Genomic DNA, 15,507 nt, shown 5'->3' with positions numbered 1-15,507 from the left:
GAAAAGGAATTCCCATGTTCGAATTATTGCTGCGCGGCCTGGCGTTACTCGCCGAGCTCGTACTCGAGGTCGTGGTTGGCTACATTCTGTACAGCATCGGCTGGCTGGCTCTGCGGCTACTGACGCTGGGCCGCTACCCAAACCTGCCGCTACGCGTGGACGACCCAATGGGTTCGCGCACGGCCTGGGTCGCTGCATTCGGTTTTCTTTGCCTGGTGGGCTTGCCACTGACGTGGCTGACCCTGACCTACGGCTGACCATTTACGAGATACGCCAATGCCCCTCACCATCCGCCCCGCTACCCCTGACGACGCAGAGCTGATCCTGGGCTTCATCACCGAACTGGCCATCTATGAAAAGGCCGAGCATGAGGTCAAGACCGATGCTGCCGGCATCCGCGACAGCCTGTTCGCCGACGGCAGCACGGCCCACGGCCTGATCTGCGAGCACGACGGTCAGCCCATCGGCTATGCGGTGTACTTCTTCAATTACTCCACCTGGCTTGGCAAGCACGGCCTGTACCTCGAAGACCTCTACATCAGCCCCGAAGCACGTGGCCTGGGCGCGGGCAAGGCACTGCTGCGCCATCTTGCGCAACTGGCCGTGGCACGCGGTTGTGGCCGTTTCGAATGGTCGGTGCTGGACTGGAACACCCCCGCCATCGACTTCTATGAATCCTTCGGCGCCCGCCCGCAAAGTGAGTGGACAACCTACCGCCTGGCTGGCCAGGCCTTGCTGGATTTCGCTGCCGACAATCAATAAGGAATCGAACATGAGCCAAAACAACGACCAAGAAGACGAAGGCTTCGCCGAGGCCACCCTGATCCAGGCCATCGAGAATCAGCTGGAAAGCGGCGAACCGGCAGCCGCCAAGGCGGTGTACAACAAGCTGACGCTGGTCGGTTACGAGCGCGAAGAGATCCTTGAGCTGATGGCACTGGTCTTGGCTCATGAAATCGATGCCATGCTGCGCGAGGACCGCCCCTTCGATGGCGCCTGGTACGAGCAAGCCTTGCGCGCCCTGCCGGAGCTGCCGGAAGAAAACTGAAGATGGATTGACTCAGGCCACTGGTCGGACTGGCAGGCAGATTGCTACTGTCACCATCAATCCCGACCGAGAAGGTACCGCCTTCGATGGCCTGTACGCTGCCCAGACTCATCACCCTGCTGATCTGCGCCCTCTGTTTGAGCGGAGCCAGCGTCGTGCGAGCCGAAACGCCGCGCATTGGTGCCGAGGATGACTGGTATCCCTACACAGCCCTGCGTAATGACAAGATCGAGGGCTTGTCGGCAGACATCGTCCGTGCAGCGTTCAGCGCCAGCAAAACGTCCGTAGAGCTGGCGCCCTACCCCTACTCGCGCTGCATGGAGCTGGCGCGTTCAGGCAGTCTGGCAGGCTGCTTCAACACCACCCCTGACGCACACATCCGCGCGGAGTTCCTGCTGCCGCAGGAGGCGCTGTTCAGCGACGACATCCTGCTCTGGGGTCATGCAGGGGATGCGCTGATTGATGATCTCGACAGCATCCGTGGCAAGCGCGTGGCAGTCACCATCGGCTACACCTACGGCGAGTACTTCGACAGCTATGCGGATATCCAGCGCATTGCGGTGCGGCGCGATATGAATGGCTTTCTCATGCTGCAGCGCGACCGCGTGGACTACGTTATCGCCTTTCGCGGCACCACCGAAGCACTGCTGCGTGAAAACCCCGAGCTGGCTGGCCAGTTCAAGGCGCTGACCAGGGTGCATCGCCCACAGCTCTACCTGACCTTTTCCCGCCATCATCCACAGGCCGCAGCATTGCTGCGCGACTTCGACGCAGGCATGCGGCAGATCAGGCAGGACGGCACCTACCAGCGAATTCTCGCCAACTGGCAACTCATTGATGGGCAGAGCACCGCGCATGGTTCTACACTGCAGGAACGCCATAACAACAAGACGGAGTCACCATGAAGTCATTCAACGCTGACCTGATCGACGAGCTGGAAATCCTCGCGCTGTACAACTTGGACAACCATCTGGAAGGGCTCAAGGTACACAACAACGCTTCATTCAAGGCGCAAGGTGCCATCACCCGCCTTCACGAAAAAGGCCTGGTGAGCCAAGCCGACGGCGGCTACCTGACCAGCCTGGGCATCGATGCCGCCGAACACGCGCAAGCGCTGCTGACCATTCTCTCGACCCGTCAGGCCACTCCCGCTTAATCCAATCGCCCGCCGACTAATGCCGCTCAGTCACCCGGTGCCGCGCCGCGAGTCAAAGTGGCGCGCACTTTGAGCACCTCGCCCGGGGGCTCTTGCCACAGACTGCGTTGGTAACCTTATCCACTCGGCATTAGCCGGCCGCTCTTCAGTGAGCGGCGCTGCGGGCGATATAGCGTCAAAGGCACTGCACTGGCGAGCCCACCGCTGATAGGCTTGCCGCATCTGCAGTAGAGTTCGAGCATGACGCGCACGCTGGAAATACGCCCCGATATCGATGACGGCATCGACCGCAAGGTGCTGACGCAACTGCGCGCGCGCTTTCTGCAGATCAATCAGGGCCGCGTGCAGCGGGCCATGGAAGCGCTGTCCACACGCCAGCAACTGGTCCTCAAGCTGTTGCCGCTGCTGCTGCACGTCAATCACCCGCTGCTGCCTGGCTATGTGTCGGCCAGTACACCGGCGGGCCTCAGCGGCTTCGAACCGGATGATGCCAGCCTCGCTGAAGTCCAGCGACTGACCCGCTCCTTCGTCTACAAGCCCCGTCGTGGCCAGGGCGCAGCACCGCTGCATGGCCTGTTCCTGATGGGCAGCCTGGGCACCGTGGCGCAGGCCGAACAGAGCGACATGGACCTGTGGCTGTGCCACTCGCCCACTCTCACGGCGCAGGAACTGCAAGACCTGCGCAAAAAATGCGATCAACTGGAAATCTGGGCCGCCACCCAGGGCGCAGAGGTGCACGTCTTTCTGGTCGACCCGCAGCGCTTCACCCAGGGCGCACGCGAGGCGCAACTGACCTCCGACGACTGCGGCACCACCCAGCATTATCTGCTGCTCGACGAGTTCTACCGCACCGCCATCTGGCTCGGCGGTCGTACGCCACTCTGGTGGCTGGTACCGGTCTACGAGGAAACGCGCTACCACGACTACTGCCGCACCTTGTTGAGCAAGCGCTTCGTACGTTCCGAGGACGTACTCGACCTCGGCAACCTGGCGCACATTCCGTCAGAAGAGTTCATCGGCGCCGGCATGTGGCAGCTGTACAAGGGCATCGAGTCGCCCTACAAGTCGGTGCTCAAACTGTTGCTCACCGAGGTCTACGCCAGCGAGCACCCCAAGGTCGAATGCCTGGCACTGCGCTTCAAGCGGGCAGTGTTCGAAGGCCGCCTGGACCTCGACGAGCTCGATCCCTACATCGTCGTATACCGTCGCCTGGAGGAATATCTGAGCGCGCGCGGCGATCAGGAAAGACTGGAGCTGATTCGCCGCTGCCTGTACCTGAAGGTCAACAAGAAGGTCAGTCGCCCGCCAACACGCGGCCGCGCCAAGAGCTGGCAGCGCCTGCTGCTGGAGCGCCTGACTGCGGAATGGGGCTGGCAGAGCCGCCAGCTCAGCGTGCTCGACAGTCGCAGCCAGTGGAAGGTGCGCCAGGTCGCGGCCGAGCGCCGCGTACTGGTCAACGAGCTAACGTACAGCTACCGCTTTCTCTCGCAATTTGCCCGCAGCGCCGAGGCTGGCAGCTCGCTGAACAACCGCGACCTGAATGTGCTGGGCAGGCGCTTGTATGCGGCATTCGAGCGCAAGGCCGGCAAGGTGGAGTTCATCAACCCCGGCATCGCTCCAGACCTGGCCGAAGACACCCTGACCCTGGTCCAGCACCCCAGCCCCGAAGCGCCGAACGAACGCCTCTGGGCGCTGTTCAACGGCAGCCTGGGCGCGCAGGAATGGGCCGACTTCGCGCCACTGAAGCGCTCGCGTGAACTGATCGAACTGCTCGCCTGGTGCCATCGCAACGGCGTGATCGACAGCAGCACGCGCCTGTCGCTGCACCCCGGCGCCAGCGACCTCACCGAATACGAGCTGTCCAACCTGATCGGCAGCCTGCAACAGAGCTTCCCGCTGCCCCTGCAGCCCGTGGAAGAAGCCGCCCTGCTGCGTGCCAGCGCTCCCAGCCAGGTGCTGTTGCTGGTCAATGTCGGCGTCGACCCGCTCAAGCAGCACAGCCAGATGAACGTGCACATGACCACCGACCGCACCGACGCGCTGGGCTATTCCGGAGTACGCGAGAACCTGGTGCTGACCCTCGACCAGGTGGTGCTCAACAGCTGGAACGAATTGCAGGTCAGCCGTTATGACGGTGCCGACGCCCTGCTCGACTGCCTGCGCGACCTGCTCAACAGCCTGCCGCCCGGCAGCGCGCTCCCCAGGGTGCAGGTACGCTGCTACTGCCGCAACCGTGCACAACCCATCGCCGAACGGGTCGAAGAACTGCTGCGCGACCTGCTCGACAGCTACGCCGAAGGGTACCCGTCACGCTACCTGGTGCAGGTGCGCCAGCATTATCACGTTCTGCAACTGGTCCCCGGCCAGGTCAGCCACACCGCTCTGGGTGACGTGCCGGCCCTGCTCGACCACCTGGGCGCCGAACAGGAGCGCTACAGCCCGCTGCGCCTGGATCGCCATGCACTCGAGGGCGACGACCTGGCGCTGATCCTGCCCATGGGCCGCCCACAGTGCCTGCAGGTTTTCTACCGCGTGCACGAGAGCAGCGGTGAGGCCGAGCTGACCCTGCTCGACGAGCACAACGCCCTGTGGCGCAGACGCCTGCCATTTCGCGATGAGCAGAGCCTGCTGACGCCGATCCACCGTTTCCTGCAATCACTGCTGTATCGGCGCAATGCCATGTTGCCGCTCGATGGCGCCGACAATCAGCCGCCATTGGAAATTATCTACTACCAACTGCTGCCGGCGGCGCCACTACGCGCTCAGCACCTCGAGCGCAGATCGGCGCCCGAGTCGCAGGTCAGCCATCCGTTCTACGACGTGCAGGCCATCGTCGAGCCAGGCGACGGTCGCCGACGTCATGTCACGCTGTACTGCAACCACCGCGAGTTTTCCGAACTGGAATACGGTCGCGAACTGTACCGCGCCGTGGCACAGCACATCATCGTTCAGCGTGCCGGTGGCGAACGCTACCCCTGCTACATCACCGACCTCGACCTGTCTGCCGTACTGGCCGGACAGCGGGCGCAGACCGTGCACTACCTGCGCTACAAGAGCGAGCTGGAGAATGCTCTGAATGCGGCACTGCAGCAGGCCTGACACAGCGCTATCGGTAATCCGCCGCCGGCAGTGAAGCCCTGAGGGTTGCACTCGCCCGGGTACGGGCTACCTGCATAAAAACCGGTCAGCGGTCGTACTCGCCCGCTGCTTCCGGCTGGTATTCGACTTCCAGCAATGTCAGCTTGAGCTGCTTGCCGCCCGGCGCCGGCCAGTCGATGTGTTGGCCGACGGACAGGCCAAGTAGGGCACTGCCGACTGGCGCGAGGATGCTGACCTTGCCTTCGCCACCGGCATCCTCCGGGTAGACCAGGGTTAGGTGGTAGTCCTTGCCGCTGCTCTCCTCGCGGCAGTGCACGCGCGAGTTCATGGTTACCACACCGGCCGGCACCTCATCGTGCCCCACCACTTCGGCACGATCCAGCTCGGCCTGTAGCGCTTCTGCGCCAGGGCCAAACTCGTCCAGGCTGTCGAGCAGACGCTCCAGACGCTGCATATCGAGGCGGGTAATAGTGATGGTTGGTGTGCTGTTCATGATGTCGGGCGCTCTCCTCGCCTAAACCGTAAAAAGCAAAACCCCGCCCGAAGGCGGGGTTTTGCTGAATGTTCTGCCGACCCTAACACAGCCGGATAAATAAACAAGACTGCCGGGTCAACGGCCCTGCCGGCGCTCGCGCAAGCGCTGCTCGGCGGCCTGGCAGATCAAGCGTCGCCGCGCGTTGTCGGCCATGCCCCAGTCGAGAATTTCCTGCAGGGTACGACCGCAACCGAGGCACTGTTCATGCTCATCAAGGCAACACTGACGTCGGCACGGCGACGCCACGTTGGACTCAGAGCTCATCGAACTCCAGCTCGGTGCCGCATTGCTCAAGGGTGATGCGCACCAGCATCTCACCCAACTGCTCGTCGCTGGTGTCACAGATCCAGCGCCCCTCGGCCTCGTCATAGTCGAAATGGAAACCACCGGAGCGCGCCGCCAGCCAGAGCTGACGAATCGGCTCCTGACGGCTGAAGATCAGCTGGCTGCCATTGTCGAAACGTACCGTCAGCACACCGGCGCTGTTCTCCAGATCGACGTCCAGACCACTGTCGTCGAAAATGTCCTCCACCGCTTGCTGGGTGGCATCGACCAGGTCGTGAAAGCGGGCTTCACTCAGGCTCATCGGGGTGTCCTCACAAGATGCAGCGACTGCAGAAAAAGTAGGCGAAATCGCACGGCCGGGGTAGCGGCCTAGGCGCAAAGGTGGCGACGGTACTCGCCCGGACTCGTTCCCGTCCAGCGACGAAATGCACGTGCCAGAGAACCGGACTCACCGAAACCGACCAGAAAGGCGATTTCCGCCAGCTCCAGAGCCGGGTCACGCAGGTAATGCAGCACCAGCTGCTGACGTGTCTCGTCGACCAGTTGGCTGAACGACAGCCCACCCTCACGCAAACGTCGCTGCAAGGTTCGCGGGCTCAACGCCAGGGCGACAGCGATGGCTTCCAGGTCCGGCCCCTGCTCCGGCAACTGGCGCGCCAGCTCCAGGCGCGCGCGATCGAGCACGCTGTTGCCCCGGTTGAGTTCGGCCAACAGCCGATCGGCATAGGCATCGAGCATGCCACGCACCTGCGCGTCGGCCTGGTTCAGCGGCGCCGCGAGCAAGCGCTTGGGAAAGATCAGGGCATTATCGGGCTGATCGAACAGCACCGGGCAGCGAAAGATGCGCGTGTGCTCCGAGGTATCCGCTGGCGCCGGATGCTGGAAGCGCACTTCGGTCGGCGCGATGTCCAGACCACTGATCCAGCGCCCGAAGCTCACCCAGCCGGCCAGGGTCTCCTCGCTCAGCTGACGCTGCTGCTGCGCCAGCAAGGGCTGCCAGCTATGGGCAACCAACGGTTCGCAACCAGGCCGGGCGGGCTCGTCTTCGAGCACTACCAGGCCCAGGTTGCCAACCAGCGAAGCGTAGCGCGCCTGACGGTGCAGCGCGTCAGCCAGGGTCGCGCAACTCATGATCAGGTAGCCGAGTACGCCGTAATAGCCCGGCCGTACCGACTCCCCAAGATGCAGGCCCAGGTACTGATCGCCGATCAGACGCACGCCCTCGCCCAGCAATGTCAGATAGGCACTGGCAGCGATGCGCTGATCGCGCTGACTGAGGACTTCAGGGCTCAGCTGGGCATGGGCGAGCAAGGCGTCGGGCGCTACCCCCTGACGCTGCAGGTGCTCGATCAGGCCTTGCAGGTAGGCGACCGAGACCGAACCGGCCAGAATCGCGGGATTATCCATCGGGGCTCCTCGTTACTCGCCACATGCTAACCCAAGCAGGCACGGACGCCTTCGGCGTATGCGCGCGAATCGAGCCGGCGCCCCGCCAGGCGGGCGCCGGGCGCATAGGCAAGGTGGCAGGGGGTCGGTATACTCCGGCGCAATTCACGCTTATTTTCAAGGACTGTCCCATGAAGCGACTGACCCTCGCACTCCTCGCCGCCGTTTGCCTGCTGGCCGGCTGCGGTCAGAAAGGCCCGCTGTACCTGCCGGGCGACGACAACGCCGGTAACAGCCGAGACCGTTTCGAACTCTGACAGGAGCTGCACCATGGAAGCCTTCAACTACCGCGACGGTGAGCTGTTCGCGGAAGGCGTCGCCTTGTCCGCGCTGGCCCAGCGCTTCGGCACGCCCACCTACGTCTACTCGCGCGCCCATATCGAGGGGCAGTACCGTGCCTATGCCGATGCTCTGGCCGGCATGCCACACCTGGTCTGCTTCGCGGTCAAGGCCAACTCCAACATCGGCGTATTGAACGTGCTGGCGCGCCTGGGCGCCGGCTTCGACATCGTCTCCAGCGGTGAGCTGGAGCGCGTACTGGCCGCCGGTGGCGAACCGAGCCGAATCGTGTTCTCCGGCGTCGGCAAAAGCCGCGACGACATGCGCCGCGCGCTGGAAGTTGGCGTGCACTGCTTCAACGTCGAATCCAGCGTCGAACTGGAGCGCCTGCAGAAGGTCGCTGCCGAACTGGGCGTCAAGGCGCCCGTCTCGCTGCGAGTCAACCCGGACGTGGACGCCGGCACCCACCCGTACATTTCCACCGGCCTCAAGGAAAACAAGTTCGGCATCGACATCGAGCAGGCTGAGGCGGTCTATGCCCGCGCGGCCGAGCTGCCGAACCTGGACGTGATCGGCGTCGACTGCCATATCGGCTCGCAGCTGACCACCCTTGAGCCCTTCCTCGACGCCCTGGATCGTCTGCTGCTGCTGGTCGACAAGCTGGCCGCGCGCGGCATCAGCATCAAGCATCTGGATCTGGGCGGTGGCCTCGGCGTGCAGTACCGCGACGAACAACCTCCGCTGGCGGGCGACTACATCGCCGCCGTGCGCAAGCGCCTGGCGGGCCGTGACCTGTCGCTGGTGTTCGAGCCGGGCCGCTTCATCGTCGCCAACGCCGGCGTGCTGCTGACTCAGGTCGAATACCTCAAGCACACCGAGCACAAGGACTTCGCCATCGTCGATGCGGCGATGAACGACCTGATCCGCCCCGCCCTGTATCAGGCGTGGATGGACGTGTCGCCGGTGCAGCCGCGTGAAGGTGAGACGCGCAACTACGACCTGGTCGGGCCGATCTGCGAGACTGGCGACTTCCTGGCCAAGGACCGTCAGTTGGCGCTGGCCGAAGGTGACCTGCTGGCCGTGCGCTCGGCGGGTGCCTATGGCTTCGTTATGAGCTCCAACTACAACACCCGCGGCCGCGCCGCCGAGGTGCTGGTGGATGGCGAGCAGGCTTACGAAGTACGTCGTCGCGAGACCGTCCAAGAGCTCTATGCCGGCGAAAGCCTGCTGCCGGCCTGAGGGCGACGTCATGCTATTGCGCTTTACCAAGATGCACGGCCTGGGCAATGACTTCATGGTCCTCGACCTGATCAGTCAGCATGCCCACGTGCAGCCCAAACATGCCAAGCAATGGGGCGACCGCCACATCGGTGTCGGTTTCGACCAACTGCTGATCGTCGAGCCGCCGAGCCACCCGGACGTCGACTTCCGCTATCGCATCTTCAACTCCGACGGCTCGGAAGTGGAGCAATGCGGCAATGGCGCGCGCTGCTTCGCCCGATTCGTGCTGGACAAACGCCTGACCACCAAGAAGGTCATTCGCGTCGAGACCAAGAGCGGCATCATCGAGCTGCGCGTGCAGAACGACGGCCAGGTCTGCGTCAACATGGGCGCACCGCGCTTGCAGCCGGAACAGGTGCCGTTCCAGGCAGAGCAGGCTGCACTGACCTATCGCGTCGACGTCGAGGGCCAGAGCGTCGAGCTCGCCGCGCTGTCGATGGGAAACCCGCATGCGGTTTTACGCGTCGACAATGTCGACAGCGCACCGGTGCACACGCTCGGGCCGAAGCTGGAACACCATCCGCGCTTCCCGCAGCGGGTCAATGTCGGCTTCCTGCAGGTGCTCGACCGCAAGCATGCACGCCTGCGCGTATGGGAGCGCGGCGCCGGGGAAACCCTGGCCTGCGGTACCGGCGCCTGCGCCGCTGCGGTCGCGGCGATTCGCCAGGGCTGGATGGATTCGCCCGTGCAACTGGAACTGCCGGGCGGCAAACTGTCCATCGAATGGGCAGGCGAAGGTCAGCCGGTTATGATGACCGGGCCCGCTGCCCGCGTATACGAAGGACAGGTTCGCCTATGACCGACCAGCAGGATTCGCCCAAACCGCTCGACTCGGAAACGGTCGCCGCCTATCTGCGCCTGCACCCGGAGTTCTTCATCGACCATGAAGAACTGATCGCCGAACTGCGCATTCCGCACCAGCCCGGCAATGCCGTGTCACTGGTCGAACGCCAGGTCAAGCTGCTGCGTGAGCGCAACATCGAGATGCGCCATCGTCTCGGTCAACTGATGGACGTGGCGCGCGACAATGATCGCCTGTTCGACAAGACCCGTCGCCTGGTACTCGACCTACTCGATGCCGGCAGCCTGGAAGAAGTGGTCGGCGTGGTCGAAGACAGCCTGCGCCACGAGTTTCAGGTGCCCTTCGTCGGTCTGATCCTGTTCAGCGACAACAAGCTGCCGGTCGGTCGCTCGGTCAGCTCGGCCGAAGCGCATCAACAGGTCGGCGGCCTGCTCAGCGGCGGCAAGACCATCTGCGGCGTGCTGCGCCCGCATGAGCTGGAGTTCCTCTTCGGCAAGGAAGACGCAGCGCAGGTTGGCTCGGCCGCCGTGGTCAGCCTCACCCACCAGGGCCTGCATGGCGTGCTGGCCATCGGCAGCGCCGACCCACAGCACTACAAAAGCTCGCTCGGCACCTTGTTCCTCAGCTATATCGCCGAAGTACTGGCACGCGTCGTACCCGGTTTCTCCACACCGCTGCGTTCGGTACGCTAGGTCGTATAGGGTGGATGACGAAGCTCATCCACCATTGGCCCGTTCGGAAGCCGGCACGTGACACTTGAAGCTCACCTCGACGCGTACATCGAACACCTGCGCCGCGAGCGCCAGGTGTCGGCGCATACCCTCGACGGCTATCGGCGCGACCTCAACAAGGTGCGGACATTCTGCGAAGCCGAAGGCCTGAGCGACTGGGCCGGACTGGACACACGTAACCTGCGCCGCCTGGTCGCCCGCCTGCATCAGCAGGGTCTGGCAAGCCGTAGCCTGGCGCGCCTGCTCTCGGCCACCCGCGGCCTCTATCAGTACCTGCTGCGTGAAGGCCTGTGTCGTCACGATCCAGCCACCGGCCTCAGCCCGCCAAAACGCGAACGCCGCTTGCCCCGCACCCTGGACGCCGACCGCAGCGCGCAACTGCTCGACGGCGCAGTCGAGGACGACTTCATCGCCCGCCGCGACCAGGCCATGCTCGAGCTGTTCTATTCCTCCGGCCTGCGCCTGTCCGAACTGGTCGGGCTCGATCTCGATGGCCTTGATCTACCCGCCGGCCTGGTGCGCGTGCGCGGTAAGGGTAACAAGGTACGCGAACTGCCAGTCGGCAGCCTGGCACGCCAGGCGCTGGAGCAGTGGCTGCCGCTGCGCAAACTGGCCAACCCTGGCGACGGCGCGGTATTCATCAGTCAACAAGGCCGCCGCCTCGGGCCGCGTGCAGTGCAGTTGCGGGTGCGCCAGGCCGGCGTACGCGAGCTGGGCCAGCACCTGCATCCGCATATGCTGCGGCACAGCTTCGCCAGCCATATGCTGGAGTCTTCGCAGGATCTGCGCGCCGTGCAAGAGCTGCTCGGCCACGCCGATATCGCCACCACGCAGATCTACACCCACCTGGATTTCCAGCACCTGGCCAGTGTCTATGACCAGGCCCATCCACGCGCCAAGCGCAAAGGCGGTTCCGAATGAGCATTGAACTGATCACCTTCGACCTCGACGACACCCTGTGGGACGTTACCCCGGTGATGCAGGATGCCGAAGCCGCTCTGCGCAATTGGCTGGCACTGCATGCGCCACGCCTGGGCGCGGTGCCGGTCGAACATCTATGGGCCGTGCGCAGCCGCCTGCTGGAAGCCGAGCCGATGCTCAAGCATCGCCTCAGCGAACTGCGCCGGCGCATTCTGTTCCACGCCCTGGAAGACGCCGGCTACCCCCTGAGCGAGGCACAGGGGCTGGCCGAAGCGGGATTTCAGGTGTTTCTCAGCGCCCGCCATCAGGTGCAACTGTTCACCGAGGTACACCCGACACTGGAGTCCTTGGCCGAGCGCTTCATGCTCGGGGTGATCACCAATGGCAATGCCGACGTGCGTCGCCTGGGCCTGTCGGATTACTTCCAGTTCACCCTGTGCGCCGAAGAACTGGGCATCGGCAAGCCCGATCCAAAACCCTTCCGCGAAGCGCTCAGCCGCGCAGGTGACGTAGCGGCCGAACGCGCCGTGCATATTGGTGATCACCCCAGCGATGACATTGCCGGCGCTCAGGCAGCCGGCATGCGCGCGATCTGGTTCAACCCGCAGGGCCGAGCATGGGAAGGCGAGACCACACCAGACGCGCAAATCAGCAGCCTGGCAGAGTTGCCCGCGCTGCTGGGTAGCTGGACACGCTAGTGCCCACAGGGGGCGCAATGCGCACCGCCTGATACACGACAAGATCGGTGCGCACGGCGCACCCTACTCGCCACAGCACCATCTGTGACGTCGCGCAGCGGCGGCCCAAAAGGGAAACCCGGGATGATAGGCACAAAAAACCCGCCACGAGGGGCGGGTTCTTGCAGCACGCCGTCCTCAGATGGGACGACTGCCGTATTTGCTGTCGGGCTTCTTCGGTGGGTCGGCGACCACGTTGGGCTCCACCTCCTGCACCTTGCCCCCACGGGAGAGAAACTCTTCCATGGCCCGGGCCAGGGCATCTCGCTCCTTCTGCTTGGCTTCGATGCTGGGCATCTCATCGACTTCAACGGCTTTGGCCTTGCTCTTCTTGCCGCTGGCTACGACTGCACCATCGCCTTCATCGTCGCCACTGTCGCCGTCATCGGCAGCAGCCAGGCCCTCGCCATCGTCCTCGTCAGCCCCGTCCAGATCGTCTTGTTCCAGGTCTTCGTCGCTCATGTTCAACCTCATGACTTGCGAAAAGCAGGTTAGTTATAGCCCAGTCGCGCGATGCGCACCGCTCGACCGGAAAAAATTCAAATAGCCTCGCCATGCAAGGTCGCCACCACTCGCCGAGCACCGCCATGATCGCGATGCTCACCGAGGTAGATCCCTTGCCAGGTTCCAAGCGCCAGCCGCCCCTGCTGTATCGGCAGCTGTAGCTGAAAGCCCAGCAAACTGCCCTTGAAGTGCGCCGGCAGATCATCCGGCCCTTCGTAATCGTGCTCGTAGCCCGACTCACCCTGCGGCACCAGGCGGTTGAAGAAACGCTCGAAATCGCGGCGAACCGCAGGATCGGCGTTCTCGTTGACCGTCAGCGATGCCGAGGTGTGCTGCGACCACAGGTGCAACAGACCGACACGCACCTGCGCCAGTTCCGGCAGTGCACTCAGCACTTCTTCGGTCACCAGATGAAAACCGCGCTCACGCGGGCGCAGGCTGATGATACGTTGCTGCCACATGCCGCTCTCGCTCTCGATGGCTCCAGCGCGCGCATTCTAGCGTGCTGTCAGAAAAAACAAAGGGCGCCAAAAGGCGCCCTTGTCATTCCCGGCAAAACTTACTTCTTGCCGGTGAACTCCGGGTAGGCTTCCATGCCGCATTCGGCGATGTCCACACCCTCGTATTCCTCTTCTTCGCTGACGCGCAGACCGATCACAGCCTTGATGATGCTCCACACGATCAGGCTGGCGATGAACACCCAGGCGAAGATGCTACCGATGCCCAGCAACTGAGCGCCCAGCGATGCATCGCTGTTGGTCAGGCAGACAGCCAGCAGACCCCAGATACCCACCACACCGTGTACGGAGATGGCACCAACCGGATCGTCGATCTTGACTTTGTCCAGCCCCAGGATCGCGAACACCACCAGCACACCGCCGACGCCACCAATCAGGGTAGCCTGCAGGGCGCTCGGGGTCAGCGGCTCGGCGGTGATGGCCACCAGACCAGCCAGAGCACCGTTGAGGGCCATGGTCAGGTCAGCCTTGCCGAACAGGATGCGGGCTACGATCAGCGCCGCGATCAGGCCACCAGCAGCGGCCATGTTGGTGTTGGTGAACACCTGGGCAACAGCGTTGGCGTCTTCGATGGTGCTCATCTTCAGCTGCGAGCCACCGTTGAAGCCGAACCAGCCCATCCACAGGATGAAGGTACCGAGGGTAGCCAGCGGCAGGTTGGCACCCGGAATGGCGTTGACCTGGCCATTGGCACCGTACTTGCCCTTACGCGCACCGAGCAGCAGCACACCAGCCAGAGCGGCAGAGGCACCCGCCATGTGCACGACACCCGAACCGGCAAAGTCGAGGAAGCCGGCTTCGTTAAGGAAGCCCGAACCCCATTTCCAGAAGCCCTGAACCGGGTAGATGAAGCCGGTCATGACCACGGCGAAAGCCAGGAAGGCCCACAGCTTCATGCGCTCAGCCACGGCACCGGACACGATCGACATGCAGGTCGCGGCGAACACCACCTGGAAGAAGAAGTCCGAACGCGCCGAGTAGTAGGGCGCATCGTCGCCACCGGCCAGAACGGACTCGACGCTGTTCTCGTCACCGATCAGGAAGCCCAGGCTCGGCAGGATGCCGCCTTCCGGGCTGGAATACATGATGTGGTAGCCGATGACCAGGTACATGACGCTGGCAACAGCATACAGGGCCACGTTCTTGGTCAGGATTTCGGTGGTGTTCTTGGCACGCACCAAGCCGGATTCGAGCATGGCAAAACCCGCTGCCATCCACATCACCAGGGCACCACAGATCAGAAAGTAGAAGGTATCGAAGCCGTACTGCAATGCAGTCAATGCTGTGTTATCCATTTTTCACCTCTTGCCGGCGCTTTTGTTGTGCGCTGTTCGGTAGAAACGTCCAGGTTGGCGCCGGACGCGTTCCGCATGCTTTACAAGTCGTTGCCACGCTCGTTCTGGATCACCGGAACCCCTGCGCCATGAGGCGACCAGGCATTCCCATCACTAGGCCAAGCGCGAGACCTGAAGAGGGTCTGGCACAGCAGAGCGGCGAGGGTATCGCCAGCTCCGGCATTCGCCCTCGAAAACAGCGCAAGGCCAGAATTCGAGGACAAAAGGGCTCCTAGCCCTGCGAAAGTTCGCAGAGTCATGGGTTTACTCCTGGGGCGTGGGGTTCGGAGGCTTGTTAAATCGCGTCGGTATCGGTTTCGCCGGTACGGATACGAATCGCCTGTTCCAGGTTGACTACGAAAATTTTGCCGTCGCCGATCTTGCCGGTGTTGGCAGCCTTGGTGATGGCCTCGATCACACGATCCAGCTGATCGTCAGCAATGGCCACGTCGATCTTCACCTTGGGCAGGAAGTCGACCACGTACTCGGCACCGCGATACAACTCGGTATGGCCTTTCTGACGGCCGAAGCCCTTGACCTCGGTGACGGTAATGCCCTGCACGCCGATCTCCGACAGCGACTCGCGCACGTCGTCGAGCTTGAACGGCTTGATGATGGCAGTGACTAGCTTCATGAAACTTTCTCCCGTTTAAGGTGGACTTGCCCCAGGAATTGCGAACCCGGCTCAAGTCTAAGCGCAGTGTCTGGCTTTTGTAATGCACCGACCGCTCCAGCCTGGCGTGGCCGATACCCACCAACCGCTCCCGACGAAACACTCCCCCGCTTCGCCTGCCGCACCGGAACTGCATCGGTGCATGCGTCGATGGGGTC

20 protein-coding genes are annotated in these 15,507 nt (G+C 63.3%); 12 read left to right on the top strand and 8 right to left on the bottom strand.

The genetic code is table 11. The annotated features are described in order from the left end of the window. The first annotated feature begins 14 nt into the window (after nucleotides 1–14). The 6 genes from AAEQ75_RS09865 to AAEQ75_RS09840 all read left to right on the top strand — a co-directional run bounded on the left by AAEQ75_RS09865 (nucleotide 15) and on the right by AAEQ75_RS09840 (nucleotide 5,303). The gene (locus AAEQ75_RS09865; RefSeq protein WP_143507660.1) at nucleotides 15–257 is read left to right on the top strand and encodes a hypothetical protein; all 243 of its coding nucleotides are present in this window, start codon (nucleotides 15–17) and stop codon (nucleotides 255–257) included. A 19-nt stretch (nucleotides 258–276) separates the two neighbouring features. Next, nucleotides 277–762: a GNAT family N-acetyltransferase gene (locus tag AAEQ75_RS09860; RefSeq protein ID WP_273257660.1), complete on the top strand. Its 486-nt coding sequence runs from the start codon at nucleotides 277–279 to the stop codon at nucleotides 760–762. A gap of 10 nt (nucleotides 763–772) precedes the next feature. After that, entirely contained in the window at nucleotides 773–1,048 is a 276-nt protein-coding gene (locus tag AAEQ75_RS09855; RefSeq protein WP_179575179.1) for a hypothetical protein, read from the top strand. A gap of 155 nt (nucleotides 1,049–1,203) precedes the next feature. Further along, nucleotides 1,204–1,953 (top strand): substrate-binding periplasmic protein, encoded by a 750-nt coding sequence (locus AAEQ75_RS09850; protein ID WP_343351996.1) that lies wholly within the window; start codon nucleotides 1,204–1,206, stop codon nucleotides 1,951–1,953. After that, entirely contained in the window at nucleotides 1,950–2,204 is a 255-nt protein-coding gene (locus AAEQ75_RS09845) for a TIGR02647 family protein (protein WP_099524712.1), read from the top strand. The genes AAEQ75_RS09850 and AAEQ75_RS09845 overlap by 4 nt, the downstream gene beginning before the upstream one ends. Nucleotides 2,205–2,444: 240 nt before the next feature. Then, nucleotides 2,445–5,303 carry a class I adenylate cyclase gene (locus AAEQ75_RS09840; RefSeq protein WP_343351992.1) on the top strand — a complete coding sequence of 953 codons (2,859 nt, stop codon included), beginning with the start codon at nucleotides 2,445–2,447 and terminating at the stop codon, nucleotides 5,301–5,303. Between the two features lie 85 nt (nucleotides 5,304–5,388). Here AAEQ75_RS09840 and rnk read toward each other — a convergent pair whose 3' ends face one another. The 4 genes from rnk to AAEQ75_RS09820 all read right to left on the bottom strand — a co-directional run bounded on the left by rnk (nucleotide 5,389) and on the right by AAEQ75_RS09820 (nucleotide 7,530). Beyond that, nucleotides 5,389–5,796 carry a nucleoside diphosphate kinase regulator gene (gene rnk / locus AAEQ75_RS09835; RefSeq protein ID WP_143507666.1) on the bottom strand — a complete coding sequence of 136 codons (408 nt, stop codon included), beginning with the start codon at nucleotides 5,794–5,796 and terminating at the stop codon, nucleotides 5,389–5,391. 117 nt (nucleotides 5,797–5,913) lie between these two features. Continuing rightward, nucleotides 5,914–6,102: a DUF1289 domain-containing protein gene (locus AAEQ75_RS09830; protein ID WP_343351989.1), complete on the bottom strand. Its 189-nt coding sequence runs from the start codon at nucleotides 6,100–6,102 to the stop codon at nucleotides 5,914–5,916. Further along, entirely contained in the window at nucleotides 6,092–6,424 is a 333-nt protein-coding gene (cyaY, locus tag AAEQ75_RS09825; protein WP_003458550.1) for an iron donor protein CyaY, read from the bottom strand. Before cyaY ends, AAEQ75_RS09830 begins: the two co-directional genes overlap by 11 nt. Before the next feature lie 68 nt (nucleotides 6,425–6,492). Next, nucleotides 6,493–7,530: an AraC family transcriptional regulator gene (locus AAEQ75_RS09820; protein WP_343351987.1), complete on the bottom strand. Its 1,038-nt coding sequence runs from the start codon at nucleotides 7,528–7,530 to the stop codon at nucleotides 6,493–6,495. Between the two features lie 170 nt (nucleotides 7,531–7,700). Here AAEQ75_RS09820 and lptM point away from each other — a divergent pair, with 170 nt between their 5' ends. Genes lptM through AAEQ75_RS09790 form a run of 6 tightly spaced genes read left to right on the top strand, consistent with a single transcriptional unit; the run spans nucleotide 7,701 to nucleotide 12,281 of the window. Next, entirely contained in the window at nucleotides 7,701–7,826 is a 126-nt protein-coding gene (gene lptM / locus AAEQ75_RS09815; RefSeq protein ID WP_017361215.1) for an LPS translocon maturation chaperone LptM, read from the top strand. Between the two features lie 13 nt (nucleotides 7,827–7,839). Further along, entirely contained in the window at nucleotides 7,840–9,087 is a 1,248-nt protein-coding gene (gene lysA, locus AAEQ75_RS09810; protein ID WP_143507669.1) for a diaminopimelate decarboxylase, read from the top strand. A gap of 10 nt (nucleotides 9,088–9,097) precedes the next feature. Next, nucleotides 9,098–9,928: a diaminopimelate epimerase gene (gene dapF / locus AAEQ75_RS09805; protein ID WP_343351982.1), complete on the top strand. Its 831-nt coding sequence runs from the start codon at nucleotides 9,098–9,100 to the stop codon at nucleotides 9,926–9,928. Continuing rightward, a complete protein-coding gene (locus AAEQ75_RS09800; RefSeq protein WP_143507671.1) occupies nucleotides 9,925–10,623 on the top strand; it encodes a DUF484 family protein in 699 nt (232 codons plus the stop codon). The genes dapF and AAEQ75_RS09800 overlap by 4 nt, the downstream gene beginning before the upstream one ends. A 57-nt stretch (nucleotides 10,624–10,680) precedes the next feature. Beyond that, complete coding sequence (gene xerC / locus AAEQ75_RS09795; RefSeq protein ID WP_143507672.1) at nucleotides 10,681–11,583, top strand: tyrosine recombinase XerC; 903 nt, start codon at nucleotides 10,681–10,683, stop codon at nucleotides 11,581–11,583. Next, the gene (locus AAEQ75_RS09790; protein WP_179575166.1) at nucleotides 11,580–12,281 is read left to right on the top strand and encodes an HAD-IA family hydrolase; all 702 of its coding nucleotides are present in this window, start codon (nucleotides 11,580–11,582) and stop codon (nucleotides 12,279–12,281) included. Before xerC ends, AAEQ75_RS09790 begins: the two co-directional genes overlap by 4 nt. A 177-nt stretch (nucleotides 12,282–12,458) precedes the next feature. On the opposite strand, the gene sutA is transcribed toward AAEQ75_RS09790, so the two are convergent. The 4 genes from sutA to glnK all read right to left on the bottom strand — a co-directional run bounded on the left by sutA (nucleotide 12,459) and on the right by glnK (nucleotide 15,310). Beyond that, the gene (gene sutA, locus AAEQ75_RS09785) at nucleotides 12,459–12,782 is read right to left on the bottom strand and encodes a transcriptional regulator SutA (RefSeq protein ID WP_179575164.1); all 324 of its coding nucleotides are present in this window, start codon (nucleotides 12,780–12,782) and stop codon (nucleotides 12,459–12,461) included. A gap of 77 nt (nucleotides 12,783–12,859) precedes the next feature. Beyond that, the gene (locus AAEQ75_RS09780) at nucleotides 12,860–13,285 is read right to left on the bottom strand and encodes a secondary thiamine-phosphate synthase enzyme YjbQ (RefSeq protein ID WP_343351977.1); all 426 of its coding nucleotides are present in this window, start codon (nucleotides 13,283–13,285) and stop codon (nucleotides 12,860–12,862) included. Nucleotides 13,286–13,383: 98 nt separating this feature from the next. After that, nucleotides 13,384–14,637, bottom strand: coding sequence for an ammonium transporter (locus tag AAEQ75_RS09775; protein WP_143507676.1), 1,254 nt, complete (start codon nucleotides 14,635–14,637; stop codon nucleotides 13,384–13,386). Nucleotides 14,638–14,971: 334 nt separating this feature from the next. Next, on the bottom strand, nucleotides 14,972–15,310 hold the full coding sequence (gene glnK / locus AAEQ75_RS09770) for a P-II family nitrogen regulator (protein ID WP_003096476.1): 339 nt from the start codon (nucleotides 15,308–15,310) through the stop codon (nucleotides 14,972–14,974). Between the last annotated feature and the right edge of the window lie 197 nt (nucleotides 15,311–15,507).

The sequence above is a fragment of the Pseudomonas sediminis genome (assembly GCF_039555755.1).
Classification (GTDB): domain Bacteria; phylum Pseudomonadota; class Gammaproteobacteria; order Pseudomonadales; family Pseudomonadaceae; genus Aquipseudomonas; species Aquipseudomonas mendocina_D.
This window is presented reverse-complemented; position numbering and strand designations above follow the sequence as displayed.

What these genes read in the sequence shown, in the direction of transcription:
- glnK (WP_003096476.1), bottom strand. Translation starts at nt 15,310, where the DNA reads ATGAAGCTAGTCACTGCCATCATCAAGCCGTTCAAGCTCGACGACGTG.
- dapF (WP_343351982.1), top strand. Translation starts at nt 9,098, where the DNA reads ATGCTATTGCGCTTTACCAAGATGCACGGCCTGGGCAATGACTTCATG.
- AAEQ75_RS09830 (WP_343351989.1), bottom strand. Translation starts at nt 6,102, where the DNA reads ATGAGCTCTGAGTCCAACGTGGCGTCGCCGTGCCGACGTCAGTGTTGC.
- AAEQ75_RS09860 (WP_273257660.1), top strand. Translation starts at nt 277, where the DNA reads ATGCCCCTCACCATCCGCCCCGCTACCCCTGACGACGCAGAGCTGATC.
- rnk (WP_143507666.1), bottom strand. Translation starts at nt 5,796, where the DNA reads ATGAACAGCACACCAACCATCACTATTACCCGCCTCGATATGCAGCGT.
- AAEQ75_RS09820 (WP_343351987.1), bottom strand. Translation starts at nt 7,530, where the DNA reads ATGGATAATCCCGCGATTCTGGCCGGTTCGGTCTCGGTCGCCTACCTG.
- AAEQ75_RS09775 (WP_143507676.1), bottom strand. Translation starts at nt 14,637, where the DNA reads ATGGATAACACAGCATTGACTGCATTGCAGTACGGCTTCGATACCTTC.
- AAEQ75_RS09845 (WP_099524712.1), top strand. Translation starts at nt 1,950, where the DNA reads ATGAAGTCATTCAACGCTGACCTGATCGACGAGCTGGAAATCCTCGCG.
- AAEQ75_RS09790 (WP_179575166.1), top strand. Translation starts at nt 11,580, where the DNA reads ATGAGCATTGAACTGATCACCTTCGACCTCGACGACACCCTGTGGGAC.
- AAEQ75_RS09840 (WP_343351992.1), top strand. Translation starts at nt 2,445, where the DNA reads ATGACGCGCACGCTGGAAATACGCCCCGATATCGATGACGGCATCGAC.
- AAEQ75_RS09780 (WP_343351977.1), bottom strand. Translation starts at nt 13,285, where the DNA reads ATGTGGCAGCAACGTATCATCAGCCTGCGCCCGCGTGAGCGCGGTTTT.
- lysA (WP_143507669.1), top strand. Translation starts at nt 7,840, where the DNA reads ATGGAAGCCTTCAACTACCGCGACGGTGAGCTGTTCGCGGAAGGCGTC.
- cyaY (WP_003458550.1), bottom strand. Translation starts at nt 6,424, where the DNA reads ATGAGCCTGAGTGAAGCCCGCTTTCACGACCTGGTCGATGCCACCCAG.
- lptM (WP_017361215.1), top strand. Translation starts at nt 7,701, where the DNA reads ATGAAGCGACTGACCCTCGCACTCCTCGCCGCCGTTTGCCTGCTGGCC.
- AAEQ75_RS09855 (WP_179575179.1), top strand. Translation starts at nt 773, where the DNA reads ATGAGCCAAAACAACGACCAAGAAGACGAAGGCTTCGCCGAGGCCACC.
- AAEQ75_RS09800 (WP_143507671.1), top strand. Translation starts at nt 9,925, where the DNA reads ATGACCGACCAGCAGGATTCGCCCAAACCGCTCGACTCGGAAACGGTC.
- sutA (WP_179575164.1), bottom strand. Translation starts at nt 12,782, where the DNA reads ATGAGCGACGAAGACCTGGAACAAGACGATCTGGACGGGGCTGACGAG.
- AAEQ75_RS09865 (WP_143507660.1), top strand. Translation starts at nt 15, where the DNA reads ATGTTCGAATTATTGCTGCGCGGCCTGGCGTTACTCGCCGAGCTCGTA.